General features: G+C 35.0%; 20 protein-coding genes. 10 read left to right on the plus strand and 10 right to left on the minus strand.

The genetic code is table 11. The features are described 5' to 3' along the window. Positions 1 to 149: 149 nt before the first annotated feature. Both B0A66_RS14070 and B0A66_RS14080 read left to right on the plus strand, forming a co-directional pair. Complete coding sequence (locus B0A66_RS14070) at positions 150 to 923, plus strand: Bax inhibitor-1/YccA family protein (protein WP_089050492.1); 774 nt, start codon at positions 150 to 152, stop codon at positions 921 to 923. 577 nt (positions 924 to 1500) lie between these two features. Then, the gene (locus B0A66_RS14080; protein ID WP_089050494.1) at positions 1501 to 4116 is read left to right on the plus strand and encodes a pectate lyase family protein; all 2616 of its coding nucleotides are present in this window, start codon (positions 1501 to 1503) and stop codon (positions 4114 to 4116) included. Between the two features lie 118 nt (positions 4117 to 4234). Here B0A66_RS14080 and B0A66_RS14085 read toward each other — a convergent pair whose 3' ends face one another. The 5 genes from B0A66_RS14085 to amaB form a co-directional block, all read right to left on the minus strand. Beyond that, positions 4235 to 4639, minus strand: coding sequence for a hypothetical protein (locus B0A66_RS14085; RefSeq protein ID WP_089050495.1), 405 nt, complete (start codon positions 4637 to 4639; stop codon positions 4235 to 4237). Continuing rightward, positions 4623 to 5186, minus strand: a complete 564-nt coding sequence (locus B0A66_RS14090; protein ID WP_089050496.1) for a LemA family protein — start codon at positions 5184 to 5186, stop codon at positions 4623 to 4625. Before B0A66_RS14090 ends, B0A66_RS14085 begins: the two co-directional genes overlap by 17 nt. A 6-nt stretch (positions 5187 to 5192) precedes the next feature. Continuing rightward, entirely contained in the window at positions 5193 to 6236 is a 1044-nt protein-coding gene (locus B0A66_RS14095; protein ID WP_089050497.1) for a hypothetical protein, read from the minus strand. A gap of 46 nt (positions 6237 to 6282) precedes the next feature. Next, the gene (locus B0A66_RS14100; RefSeq protein ID WP_089050498.1) at positions 6283 to 7101 is read right to left on the minus strand and encodes a leucine-rich repeat domain-containing protein; all 819 of its coding nucleotides are present in this window, start codon (positions 7099 to 7101) and stop codon (positions 6283 to 6285) included. Positions 7102 to 7318: 217 nt separating this feature from the next. Then, positions 7319 to 8872, minus strand: coding sequence for an L-piperidine-6-carboxylate dehydrogenase (amaB, locus tag B0A66_RS14105; protein WP_089050499.1), 1554 nt, complete (start codon positions 8870 to 8872; stop codon positions 7319 to 7321). 181 nt (positions 8873 to 9053) lie between these two features. Between amaB and B0A66_RS14110 the strand changes: the two genes are divergently transcribed. Beyond that, positions 9054 to 10013 (plus strand): MBL fold metallo-hydrolase, encoded by a 960-nt coding sequence (locus tag B0A66_RS14110; RefSeq protein ID WP_089050500.1) that lies wholly within the window; start codon positions 9054 to 9056, stop codon positions 10011 to 10013. A 106-nt stretch (positions 10014 to 10119) separates the two neighbouring features. On the opposite strand, the gene B0A66_RS14115 is transcribed toward B0A66_RS14110, so the two are convergent. Next, complete coding sequence (locus B0A66_RS14115) at positions 10120 to 10659, minus strand: 3-hydroxyanthranilate 3,4-dioxygenase (RefSeq protein WP_089050501.1); 540 nt, start codon at positions 10657 to 10659, stop codon at positions 10120 to 10122. Positions 10660 to 10751: 92 nt separating this feature from the next. Next, complete coding sequence (locus B0A66_RS14120) at positions 10752 to 11849, minus strand: endonuclease/exonuclease/phosphatase family protein (protein ID WP_089050502.1); 1098 nt, start codon at positions 11847 to 11849, stop codon at positions 10752 to 10754. A gap of 247 nt (positions 11850 to 12096) precedes the next feature. On the opposite strand from B0A66_RS14120, the gene B0A66_RS14125 reads away from it, so the two are divergent. The 5 genes from B0A66_RS14125 to B0A66_RS14150 all read left to right on the plus strand — a co-directional run bounded on the left by B0A66_RS14125 (position 12097) and on the right by B0A66_RS14150 (position 17963). Next, positions 12097 to 13170 carry a serine hydrolase domain-containing protein gene (locus tag B0A66_RS14125; RefSeq protein ID WP_089050503.1) on the plus strand — a complete coding sequence of 358 codons (1074 nt, stop codon included), beginning with the start codon at positions 12097 to 12099 and terminating at the stop codon, positions 13168 to 13170. A 152-nt stretch (positions 13171 to 13322) separates the two neighbouring features. Next, positions 13323 to 14222, plus strand: coding sequence for a S66 peptidase family protein (locus B0A66_RS14130; protein WP_165766621.1), 900 nt, complete (start codon positions 13323 to 13325; stop codon positions 14220 to 14222). A 145-nt stretch (positions 14223 to 14367) separates the two neighbouring features. After that, positions 14368 to 14727 (plus strand): YraN family protein, encoded by a 360-nt coding sequence (locus B0A66_RS14135; protein ID WP_089050504.1) that lies wholly within the window; start codon positions 14368 to 14370, stop codon positions 14725 to 14727. A 130-nt stretch (positions 14728 to 14857) separates the two neighbouring features. Further along, on the plus strand, positions 14858 to 15514 hold the full coding sequence (locus tag B0A66_RS14140; RefSeq protein ID WP_089050505.1) for an aspartate kinase: 657 nt from the start codon (positions 14858 to 14860) through the stop codon (positions 15512 to 15514). A 271-nt stretch (positions 15515 to 15785) separates the two neighbouring features. Continuing rightward, positions 15786 to 17963: a glycoside hydrolase family 97 protein gene (locus tag B0A66_RS14150; RefSeq protein WP_089050507.1), complete on the plus strand. Its 2178-nt coding sequence runs from the start codon at positions 15786 to 15788 to the stop codon at positions 17961 to 17963. A 361-nt stretch (positions 17964 to 18324) separates the two neighbouring features. Here the strand turns inward: B0A66_RS14150 and B0A66_RS14155 are convergent, their stop codons facing one another. From B0A66_RS14155 to B0A66_RS14165, 3 genes are all read right to left on the minus strand, one after another. Continuing rightward, the gene (locus tag B0A66_RS14155; protein WP_394335254.1) at positions 18325 to 18915 is read right to left on the minus strand and encodes a DUF5683 domain-containing protein; all 591 of its coding nucleotides are present in this window, start codon (positions 18913 to 18915) and stop codon (positions 18325 to 18327) included. A 216-nt stretch (positions 18916 to 19131) separates the two neighbouring features. Next, complete coding sequence (gene mfd / locus B0A66_RS14160; protein ID WP_089050508.1) at positions 19132 to 22497, minus strand: transcription-repair coupling factor; 3366 nt, start codon at positions 22495 to 22497, stop codon at positions 19132 to 19134. Between the two features lie 7 nt (positions 22498 to 22504). Next, positions 22505 to 23092, minus strand: a complete 588-nt coding sequence (locus tag B0A66_RS14165) for a hypothetical protein (protein WP_089050509.1) — start codon at positions 23090 to 23092, stop codon at positions 22505 to 22507. A gap of 296 nt (positions 23093 to 23388) precedes the next feature. Between B0A66_RS14165 and B0A66_RS14170 the strand changes: the two genes are divergently transcribed. After that, a complete protein-coding gene (locus tag B0A66_RS14170; protein WP_089050510.1) occupies positions 23389 to 24327 on the plus strand; it encodes an L-threonine 3-dehydrogenase in 939 nt (312 codons plus the stop codon). A gap of 188 nt (positions 24328 to 24515) precedes the next feature. After that, positions 24516 to 25718: a DUF418 domain-containing protein gene (locus tag B0A66_RS14175; RefSeq protein WP_089050511.1), complete on the plus strand. Its 1203-nt coding sequence runs from the start codon at positions 24516 to 24518 to the stop codon at positions 25716 to 25718. Positions 25719 to 25783: the final 65 nt, after the last annotated feature.

The following is a 25783-nucleotide window of genomic DNA, read 5'->3' on the forward strand; positions in this document are numbered from 1 at the left end:
CTTTTGGGTGCAGTCTATTTATGATGGCTTTTTTATTTTATAGAAAATCAGTACTGGTAAGCGATTGTTTAGTGTTAAAATATATACAGGAGTAATGACACATCAAAAAATATCAATTATATTTGAAGAGTTTTAAAACCAATTACATTATGAACTTTAATTCAAAAAATCCTTTTTTAAGCAACAAGCGTTTTTCATCAAATGCTGTGTCTAAAGCTGAAGAAGTGCACGAAGCAAAAATTATTGATTACAATCAGGAAATGACATTGTCCGGAACTATTAACAAAACTGTTATTTTGTTTCTGATTCTATGTGGTGCTGCTATGGTTACATGGTGGATGGCATTTAACGGAATGAACATTATGCTTCCTGCATTTGGCGGTGCGATTGTTGGACTAATATTAGTAGTAATTTCAGCTTTCAAACCACAATACTCTCCTTATTTAGCTCCAGGTTATGCCTTATTCGAAGGTTTATTTATTGGAGGTATTTCTGCTATTTTCGAGGCTAAATTTCCTGGAATCGTAATCAATGCTGTTGGCGCAACTTTAGTTACGTTTTTAGTATGCTTAGGTTTGTACCGCTTTAAAATTGTAAAAGTTAACGAGCAATTTAGATCTGTCGTAATTGCTGCTACATTGGCAATTGCAACATATTACTTAATTTCATGGTTAGTTTCAATGTTCACAAGCTTTACTCCTGTTCACCACGGTAATTCTATGATGAGTATTGGAATTAGTGTTTTTGTCATTATTGTTGCTGCCTTAAACTTGTTTTTAGACTTCGATCAAATCGAAAAAGGTGTTCAGGAAAGAATGCCGAAATTCATGGAATGGTATGGCGCAATGGGCTTAATGGTAACGCTAGTATGGTTGTACATTGAGTTTTTAAGATTATTATCAAAATTATCAAGTAAAGACTAGTTTCTTTACTACAACATATTCAAAAGCCTTTATGACGATCATAAAGGCTTTTTTTATGCTCGAAAAACAACACTTCAATTAAAGATTTTCTTCTTGTTTTCAATTCTAAATCCACACTTAAAAAAGCTTTAAAACAGAAAACAGCATCTCCACTTCTGCCCTTTTTTTGTGAAATTATTCTATTACAAAAATGGTTTGTCACTCAAAATCAAGTCCTTTTGCATCAAAAGCAAATAATTTTAACCAAAATAATCTTATTTATAAAATTTTAGCATAAAACGAAGCATAAATCCAAAATTAATACTTCTTTTTTAAATAATTCAAAATTACATAATTCTCAGCTGTAGTAAAATTAAGACCTAACAAGATATTTAGTCAACGTGTAATAAGTTACAATTAATGCAATTTATTACATTATAAACAATCAAACATTTAATTTTTTATTATATATGTTTTTTTATAGCTAAATAATTTTGAATATAGAAATTTTATATATTTTTGTGCAATCGATTACAATTAAACTGTAGCTACCCAAAAAAACAAAAAATTACTATCTAACCATTAACCAAACCACATCATGAAGAAAAATATACTTTTTTTAGCTTTCTTTCTGTCTTGCCTGCAAACGTGGGCACAACAAATTCAAATTAACGAAGCGCAAGGCTGGCTTGAATCAGCTTTTGTAAAATGGCAACCCGTTTCTAATGCTCAATCGTATAATGTCTATTATACAGGAAATGGTCAAGTTGATAAAAAAATAGACGATCAGCTTATTCGAAGCTATGGAAGTTACTTTCGTGCAGATATACCGGGATTAAAAGCAGGTACTTATACCGTGAAAGTAAAACCTGTAATCTCCGGAACGGAAGGATCAGGATCTACCACCGGAAATTTAACTGTTCTGGCTCACGACCGTAATGGTTTTGCTTTTGACGGAGGACGTGTTCCGGGAGGTTATAAAGCTGATGGAACACCAAAAGATAATGCTGTAATACTTTATATTACTCCAAATACAAAAAACACCATTTCAATTAACATTACCGGAGCAAGTTCTAATCCGTGTGTAGGTTTACAAAACATTCTTTACGCTATTAAAAAAGGAAAAGACACTCGCCCGTTCATTATTCGTCTTATCGGAAATATTACTGATATGACTGTTATGGAAGGTGGAGATGTTGTTATTGAAAATTCAAACAATGCTGCTAGTTACGTAACTTTAGAAGGTGTTGGTAACGATGCTGTGGCCAACGGCTGGGGTGTTCGTCTTAAGTCAGCATCGAACATCGAAGTCAGCAATATTGGTTTTATGAATTGCAATAGTACTGCAGGTGATAATATCGGAATGCAGCAATCCAACGATCATATTTGGGTGCACAATTGTGATTTATTTTACGGTGACGCAGGAAGTGATGCTGATCAGATAAAAGGTGACGGTGCATTAGACAATAAATCATCAACGTACATTACACTATCCTACAATCATTTTTGGGATAGCGGAAAAGCAAGTTTATTAGGATTGAGCGAAGGTACTACAACCGGTTTATATATTACCTATCATCACAACTGGTTCGATCATTCCGACTCACGTCATCCGCGCGTACGTTATTATTCTGCTCATATTTATAACAATTACTTTGATGGCAACTCCAAATACGGCTCGGGATCAACACTTGGATCTTCTTTGTTTATTGAAGGTAATTATTACCGAAACAGCAAACACCCAATGTTAACGTCATTACAAGGAACGGATATTTGGGATCAAAACAATCAGGTTAATAATCCTGGAACTATGGGAACTTTTTCGAGCGAAGCGGGTGGTACAATAAAGGCATTCAACAATACTTTTGAAGCATCCAATGGAACCAATTCGATGCGTTTTGTTGCTTATAATGACCCGAATCCACTTTATAACATTGCTGGTAAAATTAGTTCAACTACAGATTTTGATGCTTATGTGGCAACAACAAGAGGTGAAGTCATAAGTAATACTGTTAAATCGAAATCAGGTGCTAACACTTACAACAATTTTGACACGAATGCAGCTTTATACGTAAAGAATCTGGTAATCGATCAGCCTGCGGTGGCTAAAACCAAAACAACACAATATGCAGGACGTGTTTCTGGCGGTGACTTGCAGTGGACTTTCAACAATGCAACCGATGATACTTCGTCTGCTGTAATTACAGCATTGAAATCAGCCTTGACGAATTACAACGGAACTCTGGTAGCGGTGCAAGGAGAAGGTAATCCACCTGTCAGCAGTCAAACATTGGTTGCTTCAGGTACTACCAGCCAAACGGTTACAACAGGAACAGCCATTTCTTCTATCGTTTATACCTGGGGAGGAAGTGCAACCGATGTTACCGTGACGGGATTGCCGGCATCTGGAATTACTTTTTCCAAAAATACCTCAGCCAAGACCGTTACAATCAGCGGTACACCAACCGCGAATGTTTCGTACTCTATTGCGACTATTGGAACAGGAACTGCGGTTACCGGATCGGGTACAATTACTGTGACAACCGGAACACCAACCACCGGAGACCAAATTCACAATTTTACAACCTCTGGAAAAACAAGTAGTTTCTATACTATTACAGGAAATATGAATTCAACAGCTGGAGCGGTTACGTATCAGGGATTATCGCTGACGGCACGTATTAAACTTGAATCAAATACATCAATAGTTTATACAACCACAAGCGCATCAACGTTGACGCTGGTTTTTGACTCTAATTTTACAGGAACTGTCAAAGTAAACAATACTTCGTATACCGCCAGCGCAGGAATCGTGACGGCCAGTATTCCTGCAGGAACTAATACTATAACAAAAGGATCTGTTGCCAATTTATTCTACATAAAAACGGCGTACAGTACTTCAAACAATAGTACAAATCCAGATACAACTGACAAAGACGCCGAGGAAAACGATAATTCTGGTACACTAAAAACAGCACAAAACACAGCTGCAAAAACTGTACTATATCCTAATCCGGTTATCAATTCGTTGCACATCACTAAAGCAGATGAAAACATAGAAAAGGTAGTTATTTATAACATTTCAGGAACAACTGTTGTTACGGCAGAAAAAGACACCGAAAGTATCGATTTAAGCAGATTAAACCCCGGAACGTATTTAGTAAAAGTACACACCAGCACGGGGTCTTTTAATAAAACCATCATTAAAAAATAACCAAACTAATATCTACGAAAAAGGCTTCCAAATGGAAGCCTTTTGTATTTTATAACTAAATAGATTGCATAAAATATTATACCTAACAGGTCTTGAAGACCTGTTAGGAAATTAAATCCTATTTTCTTCTTCTGTTTCTAAATTCTTCACGCTCTGAAACTTTGCCAAAACTATGAAAGTAACTCTTAATCTCTGGCAAATTAAGGAAAACAAAAAGTGTCATTCCTGTAAAAATGGTAATCCAGCTGTACAAAATCTTTACTCCTGAAATATCTGAAGCTACCGCATAAAACACAATGGTAGGTAATATCGAAATTAGCAAAGTAAGTCCCAGCGATAAAATTAATGGAGAAAGCAAAAAACTATTAATGCTTTGAAAGCCCATCCTTCTTATGATTCCGCCCAACATTGTTAGTCCCAACATGCCAAAAATAATCACAGCAAAACCGTAAATCAGAACCAAATCATTTGCTCGGTTAATTTCATTTTCGTAACCAAAAAAGGTATTAAAACTGTATCCCATTGTATTCTTTTTCTTCCGGTAAAACAATAAATAAACTTTGCTCGCGGTAACCTGCTATTTTTGCCAAAATAACATTTGGAAATTCCTGAATACCTACATTATATAAATTCACAGAATCATTAAAAAACTCTCTTCTATCTGCAATTTTATCTTCTAATTGCGAAACTCTTCTTTGTATTTCAAGAAAATTACCATTCGACAATAGTGTTGGATAGTTTTCTGAAACTGCAAACAGAGACTTCAGGCTTTTGGAAAACTCTTGCGAATTTTCTATTTTTTCATCTACTGTTTTGGCATTCAGAAAATCAGTTCTTAATTTGGTAAGATTGGTTAACATCGCTGTTTCGTGTTCCATAAATTTAGAAGCCACTTTTACTAAATCCGGAACCTCATCAGCTCTTTGCATTAAAATAACATCGATATTACCAAATGCTTTTTGATAATTGTTTTTCAACAGAACCAGTTTATTGTAAATCTTGATAATCAAATTGAAAAATATAATAACCAACAGTATTCCAACGATTAGTGCAATGTTTTGAGCGCTCATGTTTGTTTAGTTTAAAATGATGTAAATGAGTATAAGGGTAATAAAAAATAAAGTCATTAAAAATGAATTCAATAATGGCATATATTGATTTCGAAATGTAATTTTATCTGGAATAGCAACACCAAAAATAGTATTATCATCTCCTTTTCGTATAATGGTTTCGCCATTATCTGAATCTGCATAACCTATAAGAAGCATGTTATCATTGGTGAGTAAGTAGGTTTCAGAATACCTGACTTTACCGCCACGCTGCTTATCAACTCTGTCAAAATGAAATTCTAACCCTTCCCCGTTTACGGTTACTGCTCCGGTTTCGTCTTTTATTTTGAACACACCTACCTTCATTTCGCTATGAATGGTACTGTATGTAGTACGACCTTCTTTATCCGGACGGCTTTCTTCTTCTATTCTATAAAAATAGCCGATACACGGTTTTTTAAAGTACGGTGAAATTAATGGTTCTATTTCTTCCAAATCTCCCTGAACCTCAACAATTCCCATAGCAATACCATTCATTTTTGAAGTAGGCAGTACTTCCTGAAGCTTCAAAAACTTTCTTTTGCTGCTCGGGAAAAATATTCTTTTTACAATTATTAAAACAGGAATAATGATAAAAAGCAGTGGAAGATGGCCATTTTCTCCTGCCCACTGAAAAGCTGTAAATCCGCCAATGACAAGTGCTATTAAACCTAACTTGACCATTAGAGGTGTTTTAGGAATATTGTGTATTCTATTAAAGTTATCACGTTTCTTTTTTGCATCTCTACTCTCTCTAAAAATAGCGATTACGCAACCAATAAGGGCAAAGAAAAAAAACGACAACACCAGAAATAGAAAAACAGCTAAAGCATATTTAGGATGTATTAAATAACTTATTCCAATAAGAGAAGGATTTAATACAAAAAACAACCAATTTGGAAACTTTAAATTATACAAAGAAGAGAAGAAAACGGTTTGAAACAAGGCTACACCGAGACTAAAAAGCATAAAGAAAATAACCATTCCGGCGTTTACTTCTGATTCATTAAGAAAATTTGCTATATCATTCATTATGCTATATTAGGCTTTGATTATTTTGGATTATAAAATGATTGTTTTAAAAAACGACTTCGACACGACTTGAAAGCAACGTTCTCAATCTGTTTCTTTCTTCAACCGAAATAGGATTTCTGCTTATATCCAGACCTACTAACATTTTCAATTTATTAATATCACTTGGAATTTCGCTAATATTATTATCCGATAAAATCAGAAACTTTATATTTTTAAACTGAAGGATTTCCATCGGAAAAGAATCTAACTTACTGTCCGACAAATCTAATTCTATAACAAAATCAGGTTTTAGCTTTGCTTTGTCTAAATTGACATAAAAAGTCTTCTCTTTTTTATTTTTATCGTCATCCTTGTATTTAATTATAAAGCCACTCACTATAAATATTATTACAGCAACAAAGAAAATACAGATAAACGAAACCCATATAGGTGAAGTGTTTTGCTCATTGGTAAAAAATCTTAAATACAAGAAATAAACCATTCCGAAAAATAATACAAGAAAAAGAATACCTGCTATTGATAGAAAAATTTTAACAAAAAGAGAAAGGCTAAACTCTTTTACTTTTGCTCTGTCTTTTGCAAATATAACATATCCAAAAAAGGTAAAAATCAAAACCCAGAAAAGCAATACTGCAATTTGCTCTATTTGGATTCCCCGATCAAAAATTTCAATAGAAATTAAAATCGGAAACATTAAAATAAAAAAGATGATAGCTCCGGCAATTCCCACTGAAACACAACCTGTACTTTTGTTTTTATCTGCTGGTTTTAACCAAAAATAAGCCAGTATAAATGAGAAAATCAAAACTGCAAAAAATCCATAACCTGCAATTGTAAGTCCTGCTAAAAAAAATAATTTCATCTAAAATGCTGTTATATGTACTACTGAACTGGTACTTAAAATTATATTGATTGGCTATCTGAAAACGCATCAAAAATAAACCTGTTTTCTTCAATATTTGTTTGTCAATTTTAATCTCAGCCCAAACTTAAGTAAATTACTATAAAAGACAAGCATAAAAAAACCGCTTTTATCAATAAACTGAAAAAAGCGGTTGCTGTATTTAAAAAGCTATTTTTTACAAATCAAATTTGATTCCTTGTGCTAAAGGCAAACTTGTGGTGTAATTGATTGTATTGGTTTGTCTGCGCATGTAGATTTTCCATGCATCAGAACCAGACTCACGTCCGCCTCCTGTTTCTTTTTCACCACCAAAAGCACCACCAATTTCAGCACCTGAAGTACCAATATTTACGTTAGCAATTCCACAATCAGAACCTGTAACCGATAAAAACCTTTCAGCTTCACGCAAATTGTTAGTCATAATTGCTGATGATAATCCTTGTGCTACGCCATTTTGTAGTTCGATTGCATTGTCTACCTCACCGGAATATTTGATTAAGTATAAAACAGGTGCAAAAGTTTCGTGCTGTACAATTTCGAATGAATTTTGAGCCTCAGCAATAGCCGGTTTTACATAGCAGCCACTTTCGTAACCTTCTCCTGAAAGCACACCGCCTTCTACTAAAATGTTTCCACCCTCTGCAACTACCTTATTCAAAGCAATCGCGTACATTTCTACTGCATGCGTATCGATAAGTGGTCCAACGTGATTGTTTTCGTCAAGCGGATTTCCGATGCGTAATTGTTTGTAAGCAGCAACTAAAGCATCTTTTACCTTATCATATATACTTTCGTGAATGATCAATCGGCGTGTTGATGTACAACGTTGTCCAGCTGTTCCTACTGCGCCAAAAACAGCACCAATAACGGTCATTTTTATATCGGCATCAGGAGTAACGATAATAGAATTATTTCCTCCTAATTCTAATAATGATTTCCCTAAACGCCCCGCAACTGCTTGAGCTACAATTTTACCCATTCGGGTTGAACCTGTTGCTGAAACTAATGGAATGCGCGTATCGGCAGTCATTAATTCGCCTATTTTATAATCTCCGTTGATTAGGCATGAAATACCTTCCGGAAGATTGTTTTCTTTGATAACCTGAGCAATAATATTTTGACATGCTATTCCGCACAAAGGTGTTTTTTCAGAAGGTTTCCACACGCAAACATCTCCCGAAATCCAAGCTAATGCTGTGTTCCAAGACCAAACAGCAACCGGAAAATTAAACGCAGAAATAATTCCAACTACACCCAAAGAATGATATTGCTCGTACATACGGTGTCCTGGTCTTTCTGAATGCATCGTCAATCCGTGAAGCTGACGTGATAATCCAACAGCAAAATCGCAGATATCGATCATCTCCTGTACTTCGCCATAACCTTCCTGCAATGATTTACCCATTTCATACGAAACCAATTTACCTAATGCTTCTTTATTTTCGCGTAACTTTTGTCCAAACTGACGTACAATTTCACCACGTTGTGGAGCAGGAATTAAACGAAATTGTTTAAATGCTTCTGTTGCTGAACGCATTACTTTTTCGTAATCCTCAGGTGTCGACATTTTTACTGAAGCAATCAATTTTCCGTCAACGGGAGAAAAGCTGTCTAAAACTTCTCCTGATGAAAAATTTTCTACACCGGTAGATGTTCCTTCATTTATCAATTTAATGCCCAATTTTTCCAGAGCCTCATTCATTCCAAATTGTGATGCTATTGTTGTCATTGTAACTTTTTTAGTTAAAATTGTTATATTTTTATGTAAAGATATTATTTCGAACCGAATTTCAATTGAATTCTGTTGTTAAAATCAAAGTAAATTTAGCGTTAAATAACATCAATTATCGCTCTAAAACGTAATTTATTCAGCATAAATGAGGAACTTTGTGCTACTTAAATATTTTTACATGTCTATTTTCAACCGATTGTTGCTTTGCTTGTTTTTAGTTTCGTTTACTGCTTTTTCGCAAAAAGCACAAAAATCTGCTTTTGAAGTTGTTCCTCTGGGAATAAAAGGCGGAATAGATGAAAAAAACTTATCTGCTTATTTATTAGCTCCCGCAAATACTAAAGATTATGTATGCCTTGATGCAGGAACGGTTAATGCAGGAATCGAAAAAGCAATTGAAAACAAAATTTTTAAAGTTTCTACAAGCGAAGTACTTCGAAAATATATCAAAGGATATTTGATTTCACATGCACATTTAGATCACGTTTCAGGATTGATTATAAATTCGCCTGCTGATTCTTCTAAAACTGTTTATGCTACCCATAAATGCATGGAAATGATGGAAAACCATTATTTTAATGACCAGACCTGGGCTAATTTTGGAGATAAAGGAGTTGGTTTTCCGTTAAAGAAATATCACTTTCAAACTTTACAAACGGGAGAAGAAACGCCTATAACGAATACTTCAATGACGGTAAAGGCTTTTCCGTTAAGTCACGTCAATCCGTTTGAAAGCACTGCTTTTCTTGTAAAAAGCAATGATGATTATGCTTTGTATTTAGGTGATACGGGACCTGATACGGTTGAGAAAAGCGAAAACCTTAAATCTTTATGGACAGCTGTTGCTCCTTTGATAAAAAACAAACAGTTAAAGGGTATTTTTATTGAAGTATCTTTTCCTAATGAACAGCCGGATCAATTTTTATTTGGACATTTAACTCCAAAGTATTTAATGCAAGAGCTTCATATTCTGGAAGATTTAGCTGGAAAAGATGCGCTGAAAGGTTTTAAAATTATTGTTACACATTTAAAACCACCAACGAAAAACATCACAAAGATAAAAGAGCAGCTAAAGGCGCAAAATGATTTAGGATTGAAGTTGATTTATCCTGAACAGGGAAAACGTTTTGAACTATAATTTGCGCTAAAAAAGTTCACTTATGTAAACAAATTTCATCGTTTTTGCTTTCCCAAGAACGATGAAATTTGCATTTGTAAACTATTACATTCCAATCTTATAAAACTTATTTCTTCGCTACAAATCTTGGATCGGCTTCCATTACCGTTCCGCATTTATCACAGGTTCTTAAATCGGTTGAATTGTAGAAATGCTCAAAGTGAGGTAAAAAATCTTTCTCGATATTGTGCAACTCAAAAAGCACTTCATACAATTTGTGGTTGCAATTATCACAATGCCAAAGCAATCCATCTGTATACCCTTTTCCGGCACGTTTGCGTTCTATTACCAAACCAATCGAACCTTCAGAACGAACAGGAGAATGCGGAACTTTAGCAGGATGCAAGTACATATCTCCGGCATGTAATTCCATTTCTTTGCGCTCGCCATCTTCCTGAATAATAACTTTTATACTGCCTTCAAGCTGATAGAAAAGTTCTTCAGTTTCATTGTAATGATAATCTTTACGGGCATTCGGACCTGCAACAATCATAACGATGTAATCGCCTGAATCTACATAAAGATTTTTATTTGCAACGGGCGGTTTAAGTAAATGACGGTTTTCGTCGATCCATTTATTGAGATTGAAAGGTTTTGCTATTGCCATTTTTTGATATACTAAATTATAATGTAGCTAAGTTACTAAAAAGTTTCTAGCCGAAGCGGTGGTTTACCGGAACTTGTTTGCTGAAACTCATTCTATTTTAGTTCTCTGATTAAATAAAGGTAGACCGCGAAATGATCGCTAAATCCAACTTCATTGAGTGTATGCCGTAACGGATATCCTTTGTATTTTCCTGTTGTCTGAATAAGATACGGTTTGTTGAAAATACCGGCTTTCCAAAATTTAAACGATGAAAAATCGGGACTGATGAAAGGTTCTGTTATTATAATCTGGTCAAAAATGTCCCAGGAATCTCTAAAAGCCAGCGTTCCCATTCCTTTATAAAACATAGCTTCAAAAGGATTGAAAATTCCAAATTCAGTAACATCAGCTTTTTTGGCTTTTGCTCCTAATGCTGTTTTTATGCTTTTGTTATACGGACCATCATTAAAATCGCCCATGGTAATAATTTTTGCATTAGGATTTATTCGCTGTAAGGAGTCGATAATTTTCTTGTTGAGCTTGCCAGCTTCTTCCCGATAAATACTTGAAGCTTTTTCACCACCGGAACGCGAAGGCCAATGATTGACGATAATACTAATTTCTTCATTCTCTAAAAATCCTGTTACCAATAATTGATCACGTGTAAAAACTCTGTTATTCTGAATCGTTTTTTCCTGTTCTGTTTCTAAGTCTTCGCTTGTGTCTTTTTTGTTGTCGTTTTTGTTTTTGAAAATGAATAACGGAATACTGGAATAAGAATTGGGTCTGAAATATTTTTTTCTAAAAAGCAACGCAACGTCTATTCCACGTTTATCAGGCGAATCAAAATGAACAATACCATAATCTAAATGCTGTAAATTAGGCTGTTTGATCAGATCTTCTAATACGCCTCGGTTTTCTATTTCGGCAACGCCAATTAAAGAGGCTGCATTTGTATTTTCCGAAGTACCTATTTCGGATAGAACCTTTGAAAGATTACTTAGCTTCTTTTGGTATTTTTCGTTTGTCCAATTCTGAGCGCCATTCGGTGTCCATTCATCATCACGAGTCGCAGGATCATTTATGGTATCAAAAAGATTTTCTAAATTATAAAAGGCAATCGTATGAATCGTAAATTTTTGAGATTGTGCTTGTACATCATTAACGAAAGAAAAGAAAATAAGGAGAAACTGAAATATAAAAGGGCGCATAAAATATTAAATAAAAAAGCAACACAAATTTCACGAATTGGCACGAATTATTTTATTTTAAAATTAATACTATAAGCCAAAAAACACCTGAATAGATTGGTGAAATTCGTGTTCAATTCTAATCTCTATAGTTTTGTGTCCACAATAGGGAAATTTATATGTTGCAGGAAATTTTCTAAATACTAAATTTCCTTTTTTTATTTCAGCTTGTCTCGTAACTTGCTGACTCAATCCTGTATTTCACAAAATGAAAAAAAATCTTTTTTCTCTTATCTTGGTGTTCATTTTCAGTTCTTGCTATTGTCAAAAAAATAGTGCTTTTGTAGATAGCATCAGGATACAATACAAGATTCCGGAACTTTCGTATGCTGTTGTTTCATCTGATCGTATTTTAGAAATAGATGCACTCGGATATCAGCGCATCAATACCAAATTGAAAGCAAAATTATCCGATAAATTTCGTTTGGGTTCTATCACCAAAACAATTACAAGTTATATTGCTACAATCCTGGTTAAAGAAGGAAAAATAAAATGGGAAACGAAGTTTTTTGATTTGTATCCTGAGCTTAAGGCTTCAAGTAATCCTGCGACTTATGATTTTACTTTGGAGGATTTTTTGACTTTTAAGGCAAACATCAATACATGGTCTTACGGAAATGATACGCCTACGCAAAAGGAAATAAAGGGAAACAATCAGCAACAGCGTTATGAATTTATAGCCTGGTTTTTAAAGCAAAATCCTGTTCTCGAAAAACAAGCTATTTATTGGTCTAATCCTAGTTATGTTGCTGCCGGACTTATGCTCGAAAAAGCAACCGGAAAAAGCTATGAAACTCTTGTAAAAGAACTTGGAAAAAATTTAGGCGTTGCATTTGATTTTGGAGCTCCTAATCTAAAAGACAAAAACCAGCCTTGGGGACATGATGAAGATTTAGTCCCGGAAAAACCTGCTTTGAATTATAAATTAAACTGGCTTTCATCTGCAGGAAATATCAATGTTAGTTTACCTGATTATTGTAAATTTACACAAATGCAACTTCAGGGATTATTAGGAAAGTCTAAAGTCCTGACGGCTGAGGACTTTGATAAAATGCATTATGGTTTACCTGAATTTTCCTTTGGATGGAATTCAGAAATCAAAGAAGAGAATCAGTTGAAGTATTCTTTTCATAACGGAAATCCCGGAACATTTTTAACCAAAGTGTATCTTTGCAAGAATATCGACAAGGCTTTTATTCTGTTTGCCAATGTGCAATCTGAAGAAGCAGACAAAGGCTTGCTGTTAGTTTTAGACAAGCTGGAAAAAGAATACGGAGGTTAATCATTTGATTAATCTAAAAATAGTTTATAATTTAGGCAAAAGAAAATATGAAACGAAACAACTTACAAGACTTAAAGCGACACTTTACCATTTGTAAATTGCTATTTTTTACTTTTGCGCTACAATCATTCACCTGCCAATCTCAACAAAAAATGATAACACCACCTTATTTACAAAAAGGAGATACTGTTGCTATTTTAGCAACTGCCCGAAAAAATATCGATGACAACTTAAAACCCACTTTGGACTTATTGCATAGCTGGGGACTTGAAGGGGTTATTGGAAGCTCGATTGGTCTTGATCTTAATCAGCTTGCCGGAACTGACGAACAACGTGCTGCTGATTTTCAGAAACAAATGGACAACCCGAATATTAAAGCGATCTGGTGTGTTCGAGGCGGTTATGGAACGGTAAGAATGCTGGATTTACTGGATTTTACTAAATTCAAACAACATCCAAAATGGATTATTGGTTTTAGTGATGTTACTGTACTGCACAACCATTTAAACACGATGGGCTATAAATCGATTCACGGTATCATGCCGGTAACGATTCCACGTGCTACACCTGCAGCGGTTAGTTCTATGAAATCGAGTTTGTTTGGAGAACCTTTATCTTATGCTATCGGTCCGGACAAAATGAATCGTTTTGGAAAAGCTACCGGAGAATTAGTCGGTGGAAATTTATCTATTTTATATAGTTTATTAGGATCACAATCGGCTATTGATTGCAGGGATAAAATTTTATTTATCGAAGATCTGGATGAATACCTTTATCATATTGATCGTATGATGATGAACCTGAGACGCAACGGCTGTATTGAAAACCTAAAAGGTATTGTTGTTGGTTCTATGACCAAAATGAAAGACAACGATATCCCGTGGGGGAAAAATGCGGTTGAAATTGTAGATGATATTACCAAAAAATACAATATTCCGGTTATTTTTAATTTCCCTGCCGGACATATTCAGGACAACAGAGCACTTGTTATGGGAAGCACAGTTACAATTGATGTTAACGCATCCGGAAGTACGGTTGTTTTTCAAAAATAAAACAGCACTTAAAATCTCCTGATTTCAGGAGAACTAAATACCACACCAAAAATTTAACGAAAACAGAAAGGACAGAGAAATATACTCTTTGCTCCTTTCTGTTTTTGCATGTAATTATTTATCACAATTTATAATAGGTATTGGTATGGCTGAACATAATGAATTAGGAAAAAAAGGAGAAGAACTTGCTGTAGCTTATCTTCTTGAAGAAGGTTACACTATTTTAGAACGTAATTGGACTTATAGGAAAGCTGAAATAGATATAATCGCTCAAAAAGAGGCTGTTTTAGCCGTAATTGAAGTTAAAACCAGATCAAGTATCGATTTTGGTTTACCTCAGGATTTCGTTAAACCGAAAAAGATTCAGCTTTTGGTAAAAGCAGTAAATGCCTACGTAAACTATAGGGATATAGATTTAGATGTCCGTTTTGACATCATTGCGGTTCAAAAAAATGGTGAATCATTTGCTGTTGAACATCTTACCGATGCTTTTTATCACTTTTAATGCATTTTTCTATTGTTATATTTGTAACATTTTGTTTTTTTATTTATCTTTGCAAAGATTTATAACATCGTAAACTCATAAATCGACCAAAAAACCAAAAAAAAAAATACCACCAAAAAAAAGAAAAATTATGAAAACTGTTTCTTCCATTGTAGAAAACTACATTAAGACCAAGCCTTTTTTATTGAATGCGTTATCGCTGGGAATTATTAACCTGACCTCGCTTTCTCGGAACATTATGTCTGAGTTAGATGAAGAATTTGGCAAAGAAGTAAAACAAGGTGCTGTTGTAATGTCACTTAAACGTCTTACAGAAGAATTAGATTTTAAATTGAATCATAAAATAAATAAGGTCATTAAGAATATTGGCGAAATTACGGTTCGTTCAGAATTAACGGATTATACTTTCTCTGCATCTGATACTGTTTTAAACAAACAAGCGGATCTGATCTCTGATATTAATGCCTTGTCTGATATATTTTATACCTCATCACGTGGTGTAAATGAAACCAATATTGTAGTAAGCAGCAGCGTAAACCATTTAGTTGAAAAACATTTTATGCGCGAAAAACTAATTCAGAAACTGGATAATCTGGCTTCTATTACTGTAAAATTACCAAAGGAAAACATTGTGGTTCCGGGTATTTACTACTTTATTTTTCAGCGTCTGGCGTGGGAAGGAATTATTATAAACGAGGTTATTTCTACTTCTAACGAATTTACTATTCTAGTAGGAGAAGATCAGGTTGATGTTGCTTTTAAAGTAATTAAAGACCTTAAGAACTAGTTTCTATTTCAATTATCATCCTGCAAGGTTTTCAGAACCTTGTAGGTATAAATAATCTACATTTAGCGGATTTAAATTAATACCATCCTTTTCTCTCTTCAAAAGAGGAAAGGATTTTTTTTGCCTGCTGCCTAAATTTTAATACCAAAACTAAAAGAACCCGATTTCTATAGCCGCGAACATTAAATTTAACGACTGTTTTGTTATTTAATCTTAAAAAAGCAGTAGAAAAGCTTTTAATACTTTTAGATTTGCAAAAAACTAAACTAATATGAATTTTCAATCTAAAAAAACAATGTTTCAAACCCGAAGCAAAAAGCTGGCGGTTTTGTTTCTTGTCTGCGCCAATTCGTTTTGGATACAGGCACAGGAAATAACTTCGCCTAACAAAAATCTTTCTTTAAAATTTGAATTAAAAGAAAACGGAGTTCCATCATACCAATTGTCATACAAACAAAAAGCTGTTATTAAACCAAGTTCGCTAGGTTTAGAGCTTAAAAATTTACCTTCTTTTATGGATGGTTTCACTGTTACCAACACTGCACAATCTACGGTTGATGATAGCTGGAATCCTGTTTTGGGTGAAGAAAAAACAATTCGTAACAACTACAACGAATTGGTTGTGACTTTAGCACAGGCAAAAAACAATAACAGATATATACGTATTCGTTTCCGATTGTTTAACGACGGCTTAGGCTTTAGATATGAGTTCCCTAAACAAACTGATTTGAATTATTTTGTGATTAAAGAGGAACGTACTGAATTTAATTTAGCGGGAAATCATAAAATTTTCTGGATTCCGGGTGATTATGATACAAACGAATACGCTTATACGACTTCTAAAATTTCTGAGATTCCTGCCTTGATGCAGAAAGCGACAATCGAAATCAATGCGCAATGGCCTATTAAAGAATTATCTGTTCAGACGCCTTCTATGATGAAATCTGATGATGGTTTGTATATTAATATTCATGAAGCCGGTTTGATTAATTATCCTGCTATGTATCTTGAAGTTGATGCTAAAACCAATAAAATGATTAGTCATTTAGCTCCGGATGCTGTTGGGGCTAAAGGATATATCCAAACGGATACGCAATCGCCTTGGAGAACGGTAGTGGTAAGTGATAAGGCCATAGATATCTTAGCTTCAAAACTAATTCTGAACCTTAACGAACCAACAAGTTATGCTGATGTTTCGTGGATTAAACCGGTAAAATATATCGGAATCTGGTGGGAATATTTCGTAGCGGGAAAAAGTACCTGGGCTTTTGGAAAAGAAAACAATGTAAAATTGACGGATGATTTTACTAAACTAACGCCAAACGGAAAACACGGTGCCACTACGGAACGTGCTAAAGAATATATTGATTTTGCTTCTAAAAATGGTTTTGACGCTATTCTTATTGAAGGATGGAACATTGGCTGGGAAGACTGGATTGGTAACTGGAAAGAAGAAGTTTTTGATTACGTAACGGCTTATCCTGATTTTGATGTAAAAGCGGTTCGCGAATATGCTGCTTCTAAAGGTGTGAAAATTATTATGCACCACGAAACTTCGGGTTCTGCTACTAATTATGAGCGCCGTTTAGACCGTGCTTTTCAGTTTATGAATGATAATGGTTATGATGCTGTGAAAACAGGTTATGTGGGGCAAATTATTCCACGTGGTGAGCATCATGACGGGCAATGGATGGTGAATCACTACATTCATGTAGCGAAACGTGCTGCCGATTATAAAATTATGGTGAACAGTCATGAAGCGGTTCGTCCGACGGGACTTAACAGAACTTATCCGAACTGGATTGCACAAGAGTCTGCCCGTGGAACGGAGTTTGAATCTATGGGCGGTTTAGCTCCGGATCATACTACTATTTTACCTTTTACCAGATTGATGGGCGGACCAATGGATTACACTCCTGGGATTTTCCAGACTGATCTTTCGTACTACGGAACGGGAAGTACACAACGCGTTAATACTACTTTGGTGAAACAATTGGCGTATTATGTAACGATGTACAGCCCATTGCAAATGGCGGCTGATATTCCGGGGAATTATGAGCGTTTTCCAGATGCTTTTCAGTTTATTAAAGATGTTGCTGTAGATTGGGATAATAGCTATATTCTGGAGGCTGAACCTGGAGATTATATTACGATCGCCCGTAAAGCAAAAGGTAAAGAAGCATGGTTTGTTGGTGGTATTACAGATGAAAATGCGAGAACGGCAAACATTACGTTTGATTATCTTCCGGCTGGAAAAAAATTCATTGCTACTATTTATGCTGATACAAAAGACGCTAACTGGAACAAAAATCCACAAAAATATACGGTTACTAAAGCTGTAGTAACTTCTAAAACTGTTTTAAAACAATTTTTAGCTGCCGGAGGTGGTGTTGCTATTAGTATTAAAGAAGGAAATGATCAGGAATTGAAAGGTTTGAAAAAATTATAATTTCTTTTCTGCTATTTTAAAAAAAGGGCTTGATTTTTAGTAAATCAAGCCCTTTTTCTATGGATTATTGGAATTAATAAAATTAATCCTTAGTAAGGTCGTCTTTGTATTTTTAGAATACCTAACAGGTTTTGGAAACCTGTTAGGATACTTATTCTACAAAAGAAAATCTCTTGCTTATCTTATCTACACTTGAGAAATACCTACAAGGTTTTGAAAACCTTGCAGGATGAACGTATCTCAAGAAAATATTTTTTATACTAATGTCTAATTAATTACTCAGTCTCCTAACAGGTTTCCAAAACCTGTTAGGTATCTGTTAGATATATATCGGAGTTACAAGAACGTCTTTTTTATGTTTTTAAAACGAGTAGTTCAATTCAAAACCAACATTGTTATTAGCGAAGTTTGCATCGCTGTTTATCAATGTAGGTTTAAAGGATAATCTTTCGTTTACATTAAACTGCGACAAAGCAGCATCGATATTAGCATCTACAATATTCAGAACATAAAAACCAACTATGAATAAGGCTGACAAATCTCTGTTTCGCTGAAATTGTTTTTGTGCGGTGATCAATTGACTTTCGCTTAGTCGGGCTAAAAAATCAGATTCTTTTGTGGTGCCTTCGAGTCTTCGTTTATACTCGTTTCGGTACATGTTGTATTTTTTCTGGTTGTCGATGTACAGATAGGTACTTGTTCCAATTGCACCATATACTAAAGGAAGTTTCCAATACTTTTTATTGTAAATCTGTCCTAAACCGGGTAAGATTGCGGAATAAAATGCTGCTTTAGCAGGACGTAACGGATCGATTTCTTGTAGCTTAACAGAATCCTTGAAAACAATTTTATCTTGTTCCTGAGCAGCAACTGATACTGCTCCAAAAAATAGAAGCAGCAGAATAATGTGGTATCGCATATATGCTTTTGTGTCTTTTGAAATTTTCGCCAAAGAAAACGAATTGCTGTTAAGTTGTTTCTTAATTAAAACATAAATAAATCTTAACCGTTAGGAGTTTACAATAATCTAATAATAAACACTACACCTCTTCTCTAGCCCCGATAGGACTGAAAATCCTTTTGTGCCGGGGTTCGGCACAAAAGATTGTAAGGGATAGCGGGACTACTGGTGTTGTAAAAACGAAATGGTGTGCTTCTAAAAAAGATTTTACTCTTCAAACAATTCCATTAACTCCAGTGCTCGTTTTATTGATTTTACGTTTTCGAAGGTCAGTAATAAACGTAATCCGTTTACGGTTTGTTTTTCTTTCATCTTGCAGACTGTGCTTTGTTTTTGTACAAATTGCAACACGTTTCTGAATTTGACGGACTGATAATAATCGGATTGCTGATCTGAAACGAAATAACCTATCATTTTGCCTTGTTTCAGGACTAATTTTTCGATTCCGACTTTGGTTGCAATCCATTTTATTCTGATGCTGTTGAGCAATGCTGTGGCTTGTTTTGGTAAAGGCCCGAAACGGTCGATTAGTTTTCTTTCGAATTCCTGCAAACCTGCTTCGTCTTTTATCGCACCTAATTCGTTGTATAAAACCAAACGTTCTGAAACATTATTGATGTATTCGTCCGGGAATAGTAACTCAAAATCGGCATCGATCTGAATGTCTTTGACGTATTCTTTGGTATCGATATTATTTTCCTCTGGATATAAGTCTTTGAATTCGTTTTCTTTTAATTCATCGATGGCTTCGTTCATGATTTTTTGGTAGGTATCAAATCCAATTTCGTTGATGAAACCGCTTTGTTCGCCTCCTAATAAATCTCCTGCACCTCGAATTTCAAGATCTTTCATGGCAATATTAAAACCGCTTCCTAATTCGCTAAACTGCTCTAGGGCCTGAATACGCTTTCTGGCATCTTCGGTCATTGAGGAATATGGCGGGCAAATGAAGTAACAGAATGCTTTTTTATTGCTTCGCCCTACACGACCACGCATCTGATGCAAATCTGACAATCCGAAATTATTGGCATTGTTAATGAAAATGGTATTGGCATTAGGCACATCAAGTCCGCTTTCGATAATCGTTGTGGCTACCAAAACATCAAAATCTCCGTTCATAAAACCAAGCATGAGTTCTTCCAGTTTCGCTCCGTCCATTTGTCCGTGACCAATTCCCACACGTGCATTAGGCACTAAACGCTGAATCATTCCGGCTACTTCTTTTATGTTTTCGATTCGGTTATTGATAAAGAAAACTTGTCCGTTACGCTGAATTTCGTACGAAATAGCATCGCGAATTATTTCTTCATTAAAACCTACAACGTTGGTTTCGATTGGATATCGGTTTGGCGGAGGTGTTGTAATTACGGATAAATCTCTTGCGGCCATTAACGAGAACTGAAGCGTTCTTGGAATTGGCGTTGCCGTTAACGTTAGCGTATCGACATTGGCTGCAATGGTTTTGAGCTTGTCTTTTACGTTTACTCCAAACTTTTGTTCCTCATCAACAATAAGTAAACCAAGGTCTTTGAAAACTACATTTTTATTGACTAGCTGGTGTGTTCCTATGACAATATCGAGTTTTCCTTCTGCCAGATCTTTTAAGGTTTGTGTTTTTTGTTTCGCGGTTCTAAAGCGGTTTAAGTAGCCAATATTCACCGGCATATCTTTTAATCGCTCTGTAAACGTTCTGTAATGCTGGTATGCCAAAATAGTTGTGGGAACTAGAATGGCCACCTGCTTGCTGTTGTCAACAGCTTTGAAGGCGGCACGAATGGCTACTTCTGTTTTTCCGAAACCTACATCCCCACAAACCAAACGATCCATTGGACGATCGCTTTCCATGTCGGCTTTTACTTCCTGCGTTGACTTGGTTTGATCGGGCGTATCTTCGTAGATAAACGAGCTTTCTAATTCGTTTTGTAAATAACTATCGGGCGCAAACTGAAATCCTTTTTCGAGTCTTCGCTTTGCGTATAACTGAATTAGGTTGAAGGCAATATGTTTGACACGCGCTTTGGTTTTTTGTTTTAAAATTTTCCACGCGTTCGATCCTAACTTGTATATTTTAGGCGGCGTTCCGTCTTTTCCGTTGTATTTGGAAATCTTGTGCAGCGAGTGTATGCTGACGTAAACAATATCATTATCGGCATACACCAGTTTTATGGCTTCCTGCGTTTTGCCTTCAACCTGAATTTTTTGCAATCCGCCAAATTTCCCGATTCCGTGATCGATATGCGTTACATAATCTCCGACAGAAAGCGCAGTTAACTCTTTTAGGGTTATGTTTTGCTTTTTAGAATATCCGTTTTTGATGTTGAACTTGTGGTAACGCTCAAATATTTGATGGTCTGTATATGCGGTAATTTGATTTTCTTCGTCGATAAAGCCTTGGTATAATGGCAATACGACGGTATTATATTGTTTTCTGATGTTCTCTGAGTTGGCTTCGTCTAAGCTTTCAAAGATATCATGAAATCGCTTTGCCTGCGTTTCATTAGAACAGAACAAGTAATTAACGTATCCGTTGAAATGATTTTCGCTTAGATTGTTCAATAACAAATCGAATTGTTTATTGAATGACGGCTGTGGCTGTATGTGAAATTCGTGCTTGGCGCTGGTTTTAAAAATGGGTTTAGAAGCCCATTCTACAATGGAGAAATCTAAAGCACGCTTGATAAACGATGCCTGATTTAAGAATAGTTTTTCCGGTTCTGCGTGTTTGATTTCTTTTGATAATTTCTCAAAAGCTTCGCCTGCTCTGGCAAATTGTTTGTCTAACTGACTAAAAAGTCCGTCAGTATTTTGAATAAAAATAACAGTTTTCTCTGCAATGTAGTCTAAGAAGCTTTCGCGGTTTTCCTGAAAGATTTTGTTTTCGACATTGGGAATAATCGTGATTTTTTTATGGGTTTCAACTGATAATTGTGTTTCGACATCGAAGCTTCGGATACTGTCTACTTCGTTACCAAAAAATTCTATTCGGTACGGATGATCGTTCGAAAAAGAGAAGACATCGACAATTCCTCCACGAACCGAAAATTCGCCTGGTTCTGTAATAAAATCTACTCGCTTAAACTCGTATTCGAACAATACTTCGTTGATAAAATCGATCGAAATTTTGTCGTTTAAAGCAACTTTTAATGTGTTTTTATCGAGTTCTCTTCTTGTAACTACTTTTTCAAAAAGCGCTTCGGGATAGGTAACAATGATGGCTGGTTTTTTACGCGAATTAATTCGGTTTAAAACCTCAGCACGTAACAGAACATTGGCATTGTCTGTTTCTTCTATCTGATACGGACGACGAAAAGAGCCAGGATAGAACAAAACGTCCTGCTCACCGATCATTTGCTCGAGATCGTTAAGATAATAGGCCGCTTCTTCTTTATTGTCTAAAATAATTAAAAAAGGCAGTTCGGTTTTCTTAAAAACAGCACGAATGATAAACGAAACCGCTGAACCCAACAATCCGCTAAGATGCATTTTTACTTGCTTGTTCTCTAGTAATTGAGAGGATATCTGCGCTGCTTTAGGCAAATTATCATACGTAGTATATAAGGCTTTTTTACTCAACTTTTATTTATTTTGGATCTGCAAATGTATTTGGTATTGCACGTGTGGTATCTAACATTCTTAGAAAATCAGCTTCGTACTCTTCTTTTGGAATTTTACTTTTTTCTACAATTTTATCCATTTGTCTTTCTAATGAAACCATTTCTTTGTTGATTTCTCCAATCAAAAAAACGACTTTATCATCTGGAACTGTATTCAGGTGAATATATAAATCCATCATTTTGACTTTGGTAATCAAAATAGAAATTCGGCTTCTGATCTGTGGTTTATTAAATTCTATTGGAATATTAATGCTTAATCCTGTAGCTTTTTTAGCAATTGCCGAAGACTTTTTTTGGAATGCCCCGATTGTTTTCTTTGGTTTTTCTCCAATCTCTTTTAGGAAATCACGCCATTCTGCCCATTCTCTAACGTTCTTTTCAGAAACTTCATTGATTGGCTCATCCATAAAAACCCATCCTTTGTTGATGTTGTTAAAAATGGCTTCCTTTTTTTTAGCTGCTTTTTTGTTTTCTGCACGACGTTTTTCATCTTCGCCCTGACACGAATTGAGTACAAAAACAAAAAGTAGAAAAAGAGATATTTTATATTTCATTTGGTAAAACATTAAGCTACAAAGTTACAAAGTAAATTTACAATTACGAATTGTGATTCTAAGATAAAAACAAAGCTTTTTCGCCATGAATTCACGAATTTTCTTCTTGCAAATTATTATACTAAAATTTGTGAATTCGTAGCGGAAAATTTCAATACGACAATGTATAATCAAAGACTTCAACAGCGAATAATCTAAAAAAGCATCTTCATCATTGTTAAATTTATAATTTGTTTACAGGAAAAGTAAAAATATTTGCGAAAACGTTATATTTGCATTAACTAAAATCTTGATAAATGAATCCAAAAATATTAATTATTGGGGCTTGCGGTCAGATTGGGACGGAGTTAACCCAAAAATTGCGTAAGTTGTACGGTACAGAAAATGTAATTGCTTCTGATATTCGAAAACTAAATACTGACGTTGTTAATTCAGGACCTTTTGAAGTTGTCAATGCTTTGGATTTTAATCAGATTGAGCATCTGGTTGAATTGCATAAAATTACAGATGTTTACCTAATGGCGGCACTTTTGTCTGCTACAGCTGAGAAAAACCCTGCCTTTGCATGGGATTTAAATATGAATTCTTTGTTTCATGTTTTAAATTTAGCGAAAGCAAAAAAAATACAAAAGGTTTTCTGGCCTTCGAGTATTGCTGTTTTTGGGCCTACAACTCCTAAAGAAAATACACCTCAATATACCGTAATGGAACCTTCTACGGTTTACGGAATTAGTAAACAAGCGGGTGAAAGATGGTGCGAGTACTACCATAACATTTATGGTGTTGATGTTCGCAGTATTCGTTATCCTGGTTTAATTAGCTGGTCTACGCCTCCTGGTGGCGGAACTACAGATTATGCTGTTGATATTTTCTACAAAGCTATTGCTGATAAAAAATACGAATGCTTTTTATCGTCTGAAACCAAAATGCCTATGATGTATATGGATGATGCGATTGATGCTACGATAAATATTATGCAGGCTCCAAAAGAAAAAATCAAAATACATTCTTCATACAATTTGGCTGCAATGAGTTTTACGCCTACGGAAATTGCTGCAGAAATTAAAAAACATATTCCTGATTTTACGATTACTTATGAGCCTGATTTCCGTCAAAAAATTGCGGATAGCTGGCCTGCGAGTATTGATGATTCTTCTGCTCGTGAAGACTGGAACTGGAAACATACTTTTGATCTTGAATCGATGACTAAAGATATGCTGGAGCATTTAGGCTAGTCTGCAAATACAATATTATCAGAAACGCGCTGTCTTAAAGGAAACTTTTAGAACAGTGCGTTTTTTGTTTGAAAATACTTATACCGAAAATACTATGATTACTTTATTTTGTTACTTTTGACCTCGTTAAGATAATTTCAAATTTATCTAAAATCATCAATCAAATCACAACAAAAAACGTTAATCAAATGACAAATTCTTATCATCCTGTCGAACAGACTAAAAGAACTCCAATTGTCGACATTCTGCGCGGATGGGCTTTATTGGGTGTTGCTATTGGCAATTATGTTGATTTTTTATACATAGGTATTGTACCTGAAAAAATCAACCACAGTGTTTTCTCTGAAATACTGTTATACATAAACCGTTACTTTTTTGCGGCTAAATCATGGACTTTACTAACCCTTCTTTTTGGTTTTGGCTTTGCTATTTTAATAGATAATATTGCGGCTAAGGGCAAAAATCCTATTGCCTTTTTTTCCTGGCGAATGCTGTTGCTTTTTGTTTTGGCATTCATCAATTCGTCGTTTTGGCTTGGCGATATTCTAAAAGATTATGCTTTCTTAGGACTTGTATTGTTACTTTTCTACAAAAGTTCGGCAAAAACCCTAGCTATTCTTTCCGGTGCTATTTTCCTTTTGATTCCGGTTATTATGCCATTCGTTAATTCGTTTACGGTAGAACATCCTGAAATCACGAATAATCCGGAGTATTTAAAACTTTATATGTCGGGCAACTGGATTGAGTTTTTCCAATTTAATCTGCTTGCTTCTGTTTATGAACAAATCATTATTCCGGGATATGCGATTAATGCTCACCTTGTTATGTTGGGCTGTATGTTTTTGGGCGTTGTGCTGCACAAAATCAATTTCTTTAATCGTTTACCTGAATTTAAAAAACTGCTGAAAAATATCTGTCTTACTACTTTTATCGTTTCAGTTGCTATTGGCGTTGGTTTTTATTTTGCTGTTGAAAACAAAGCTGTTTTTCTGAAATTCTTCCATCCGCTTTATTGGCTTGTTCTGTGTACGATGGTTTTTATCGCAACCGGAATTTGCTTATTATTCTTAAATAACAAACTTAAAACGGTTTTCAGCTACTTTAGTTATGGCGGAAAAATGACGTTAACCAATTATATGGTGCAAAATGTATTAGGTGCTTTTCTTTTTTCCGGAATTGGTCTGGGAATCGCCAATACTATGCCGTATTGGTTTTACTTTTCTCTGGCTATTTTTGTTTTTATTCTGCAGCTTTTCATCAGTAAGTGGTGGCTGTCTAAATTCAATTATGGTCCTATCGAATGGTTATGGAGATCTGCAAGTTACAGAAAGGTTTTTCCTTTCAAGAAGAACACTCCCGCTGATTCTATTACAGAAATAAAAATAGTTTAAAATACGATTTAGATAAATTTGAAATAATAAAAGCCCTTAAAAGTAATTTTGAACATGCCCCAAAA

The sequence above is a fragment of the Flavobacterium hercynium genome (genome assembly GCF_002217285.1).
Classification (GTDB): Bacteria; Bacteroidota; Bacteroidia; order Flavobacteriales; family Flavobacteriaceae; genus Flavobacterium; species Flavobacterium hercynium.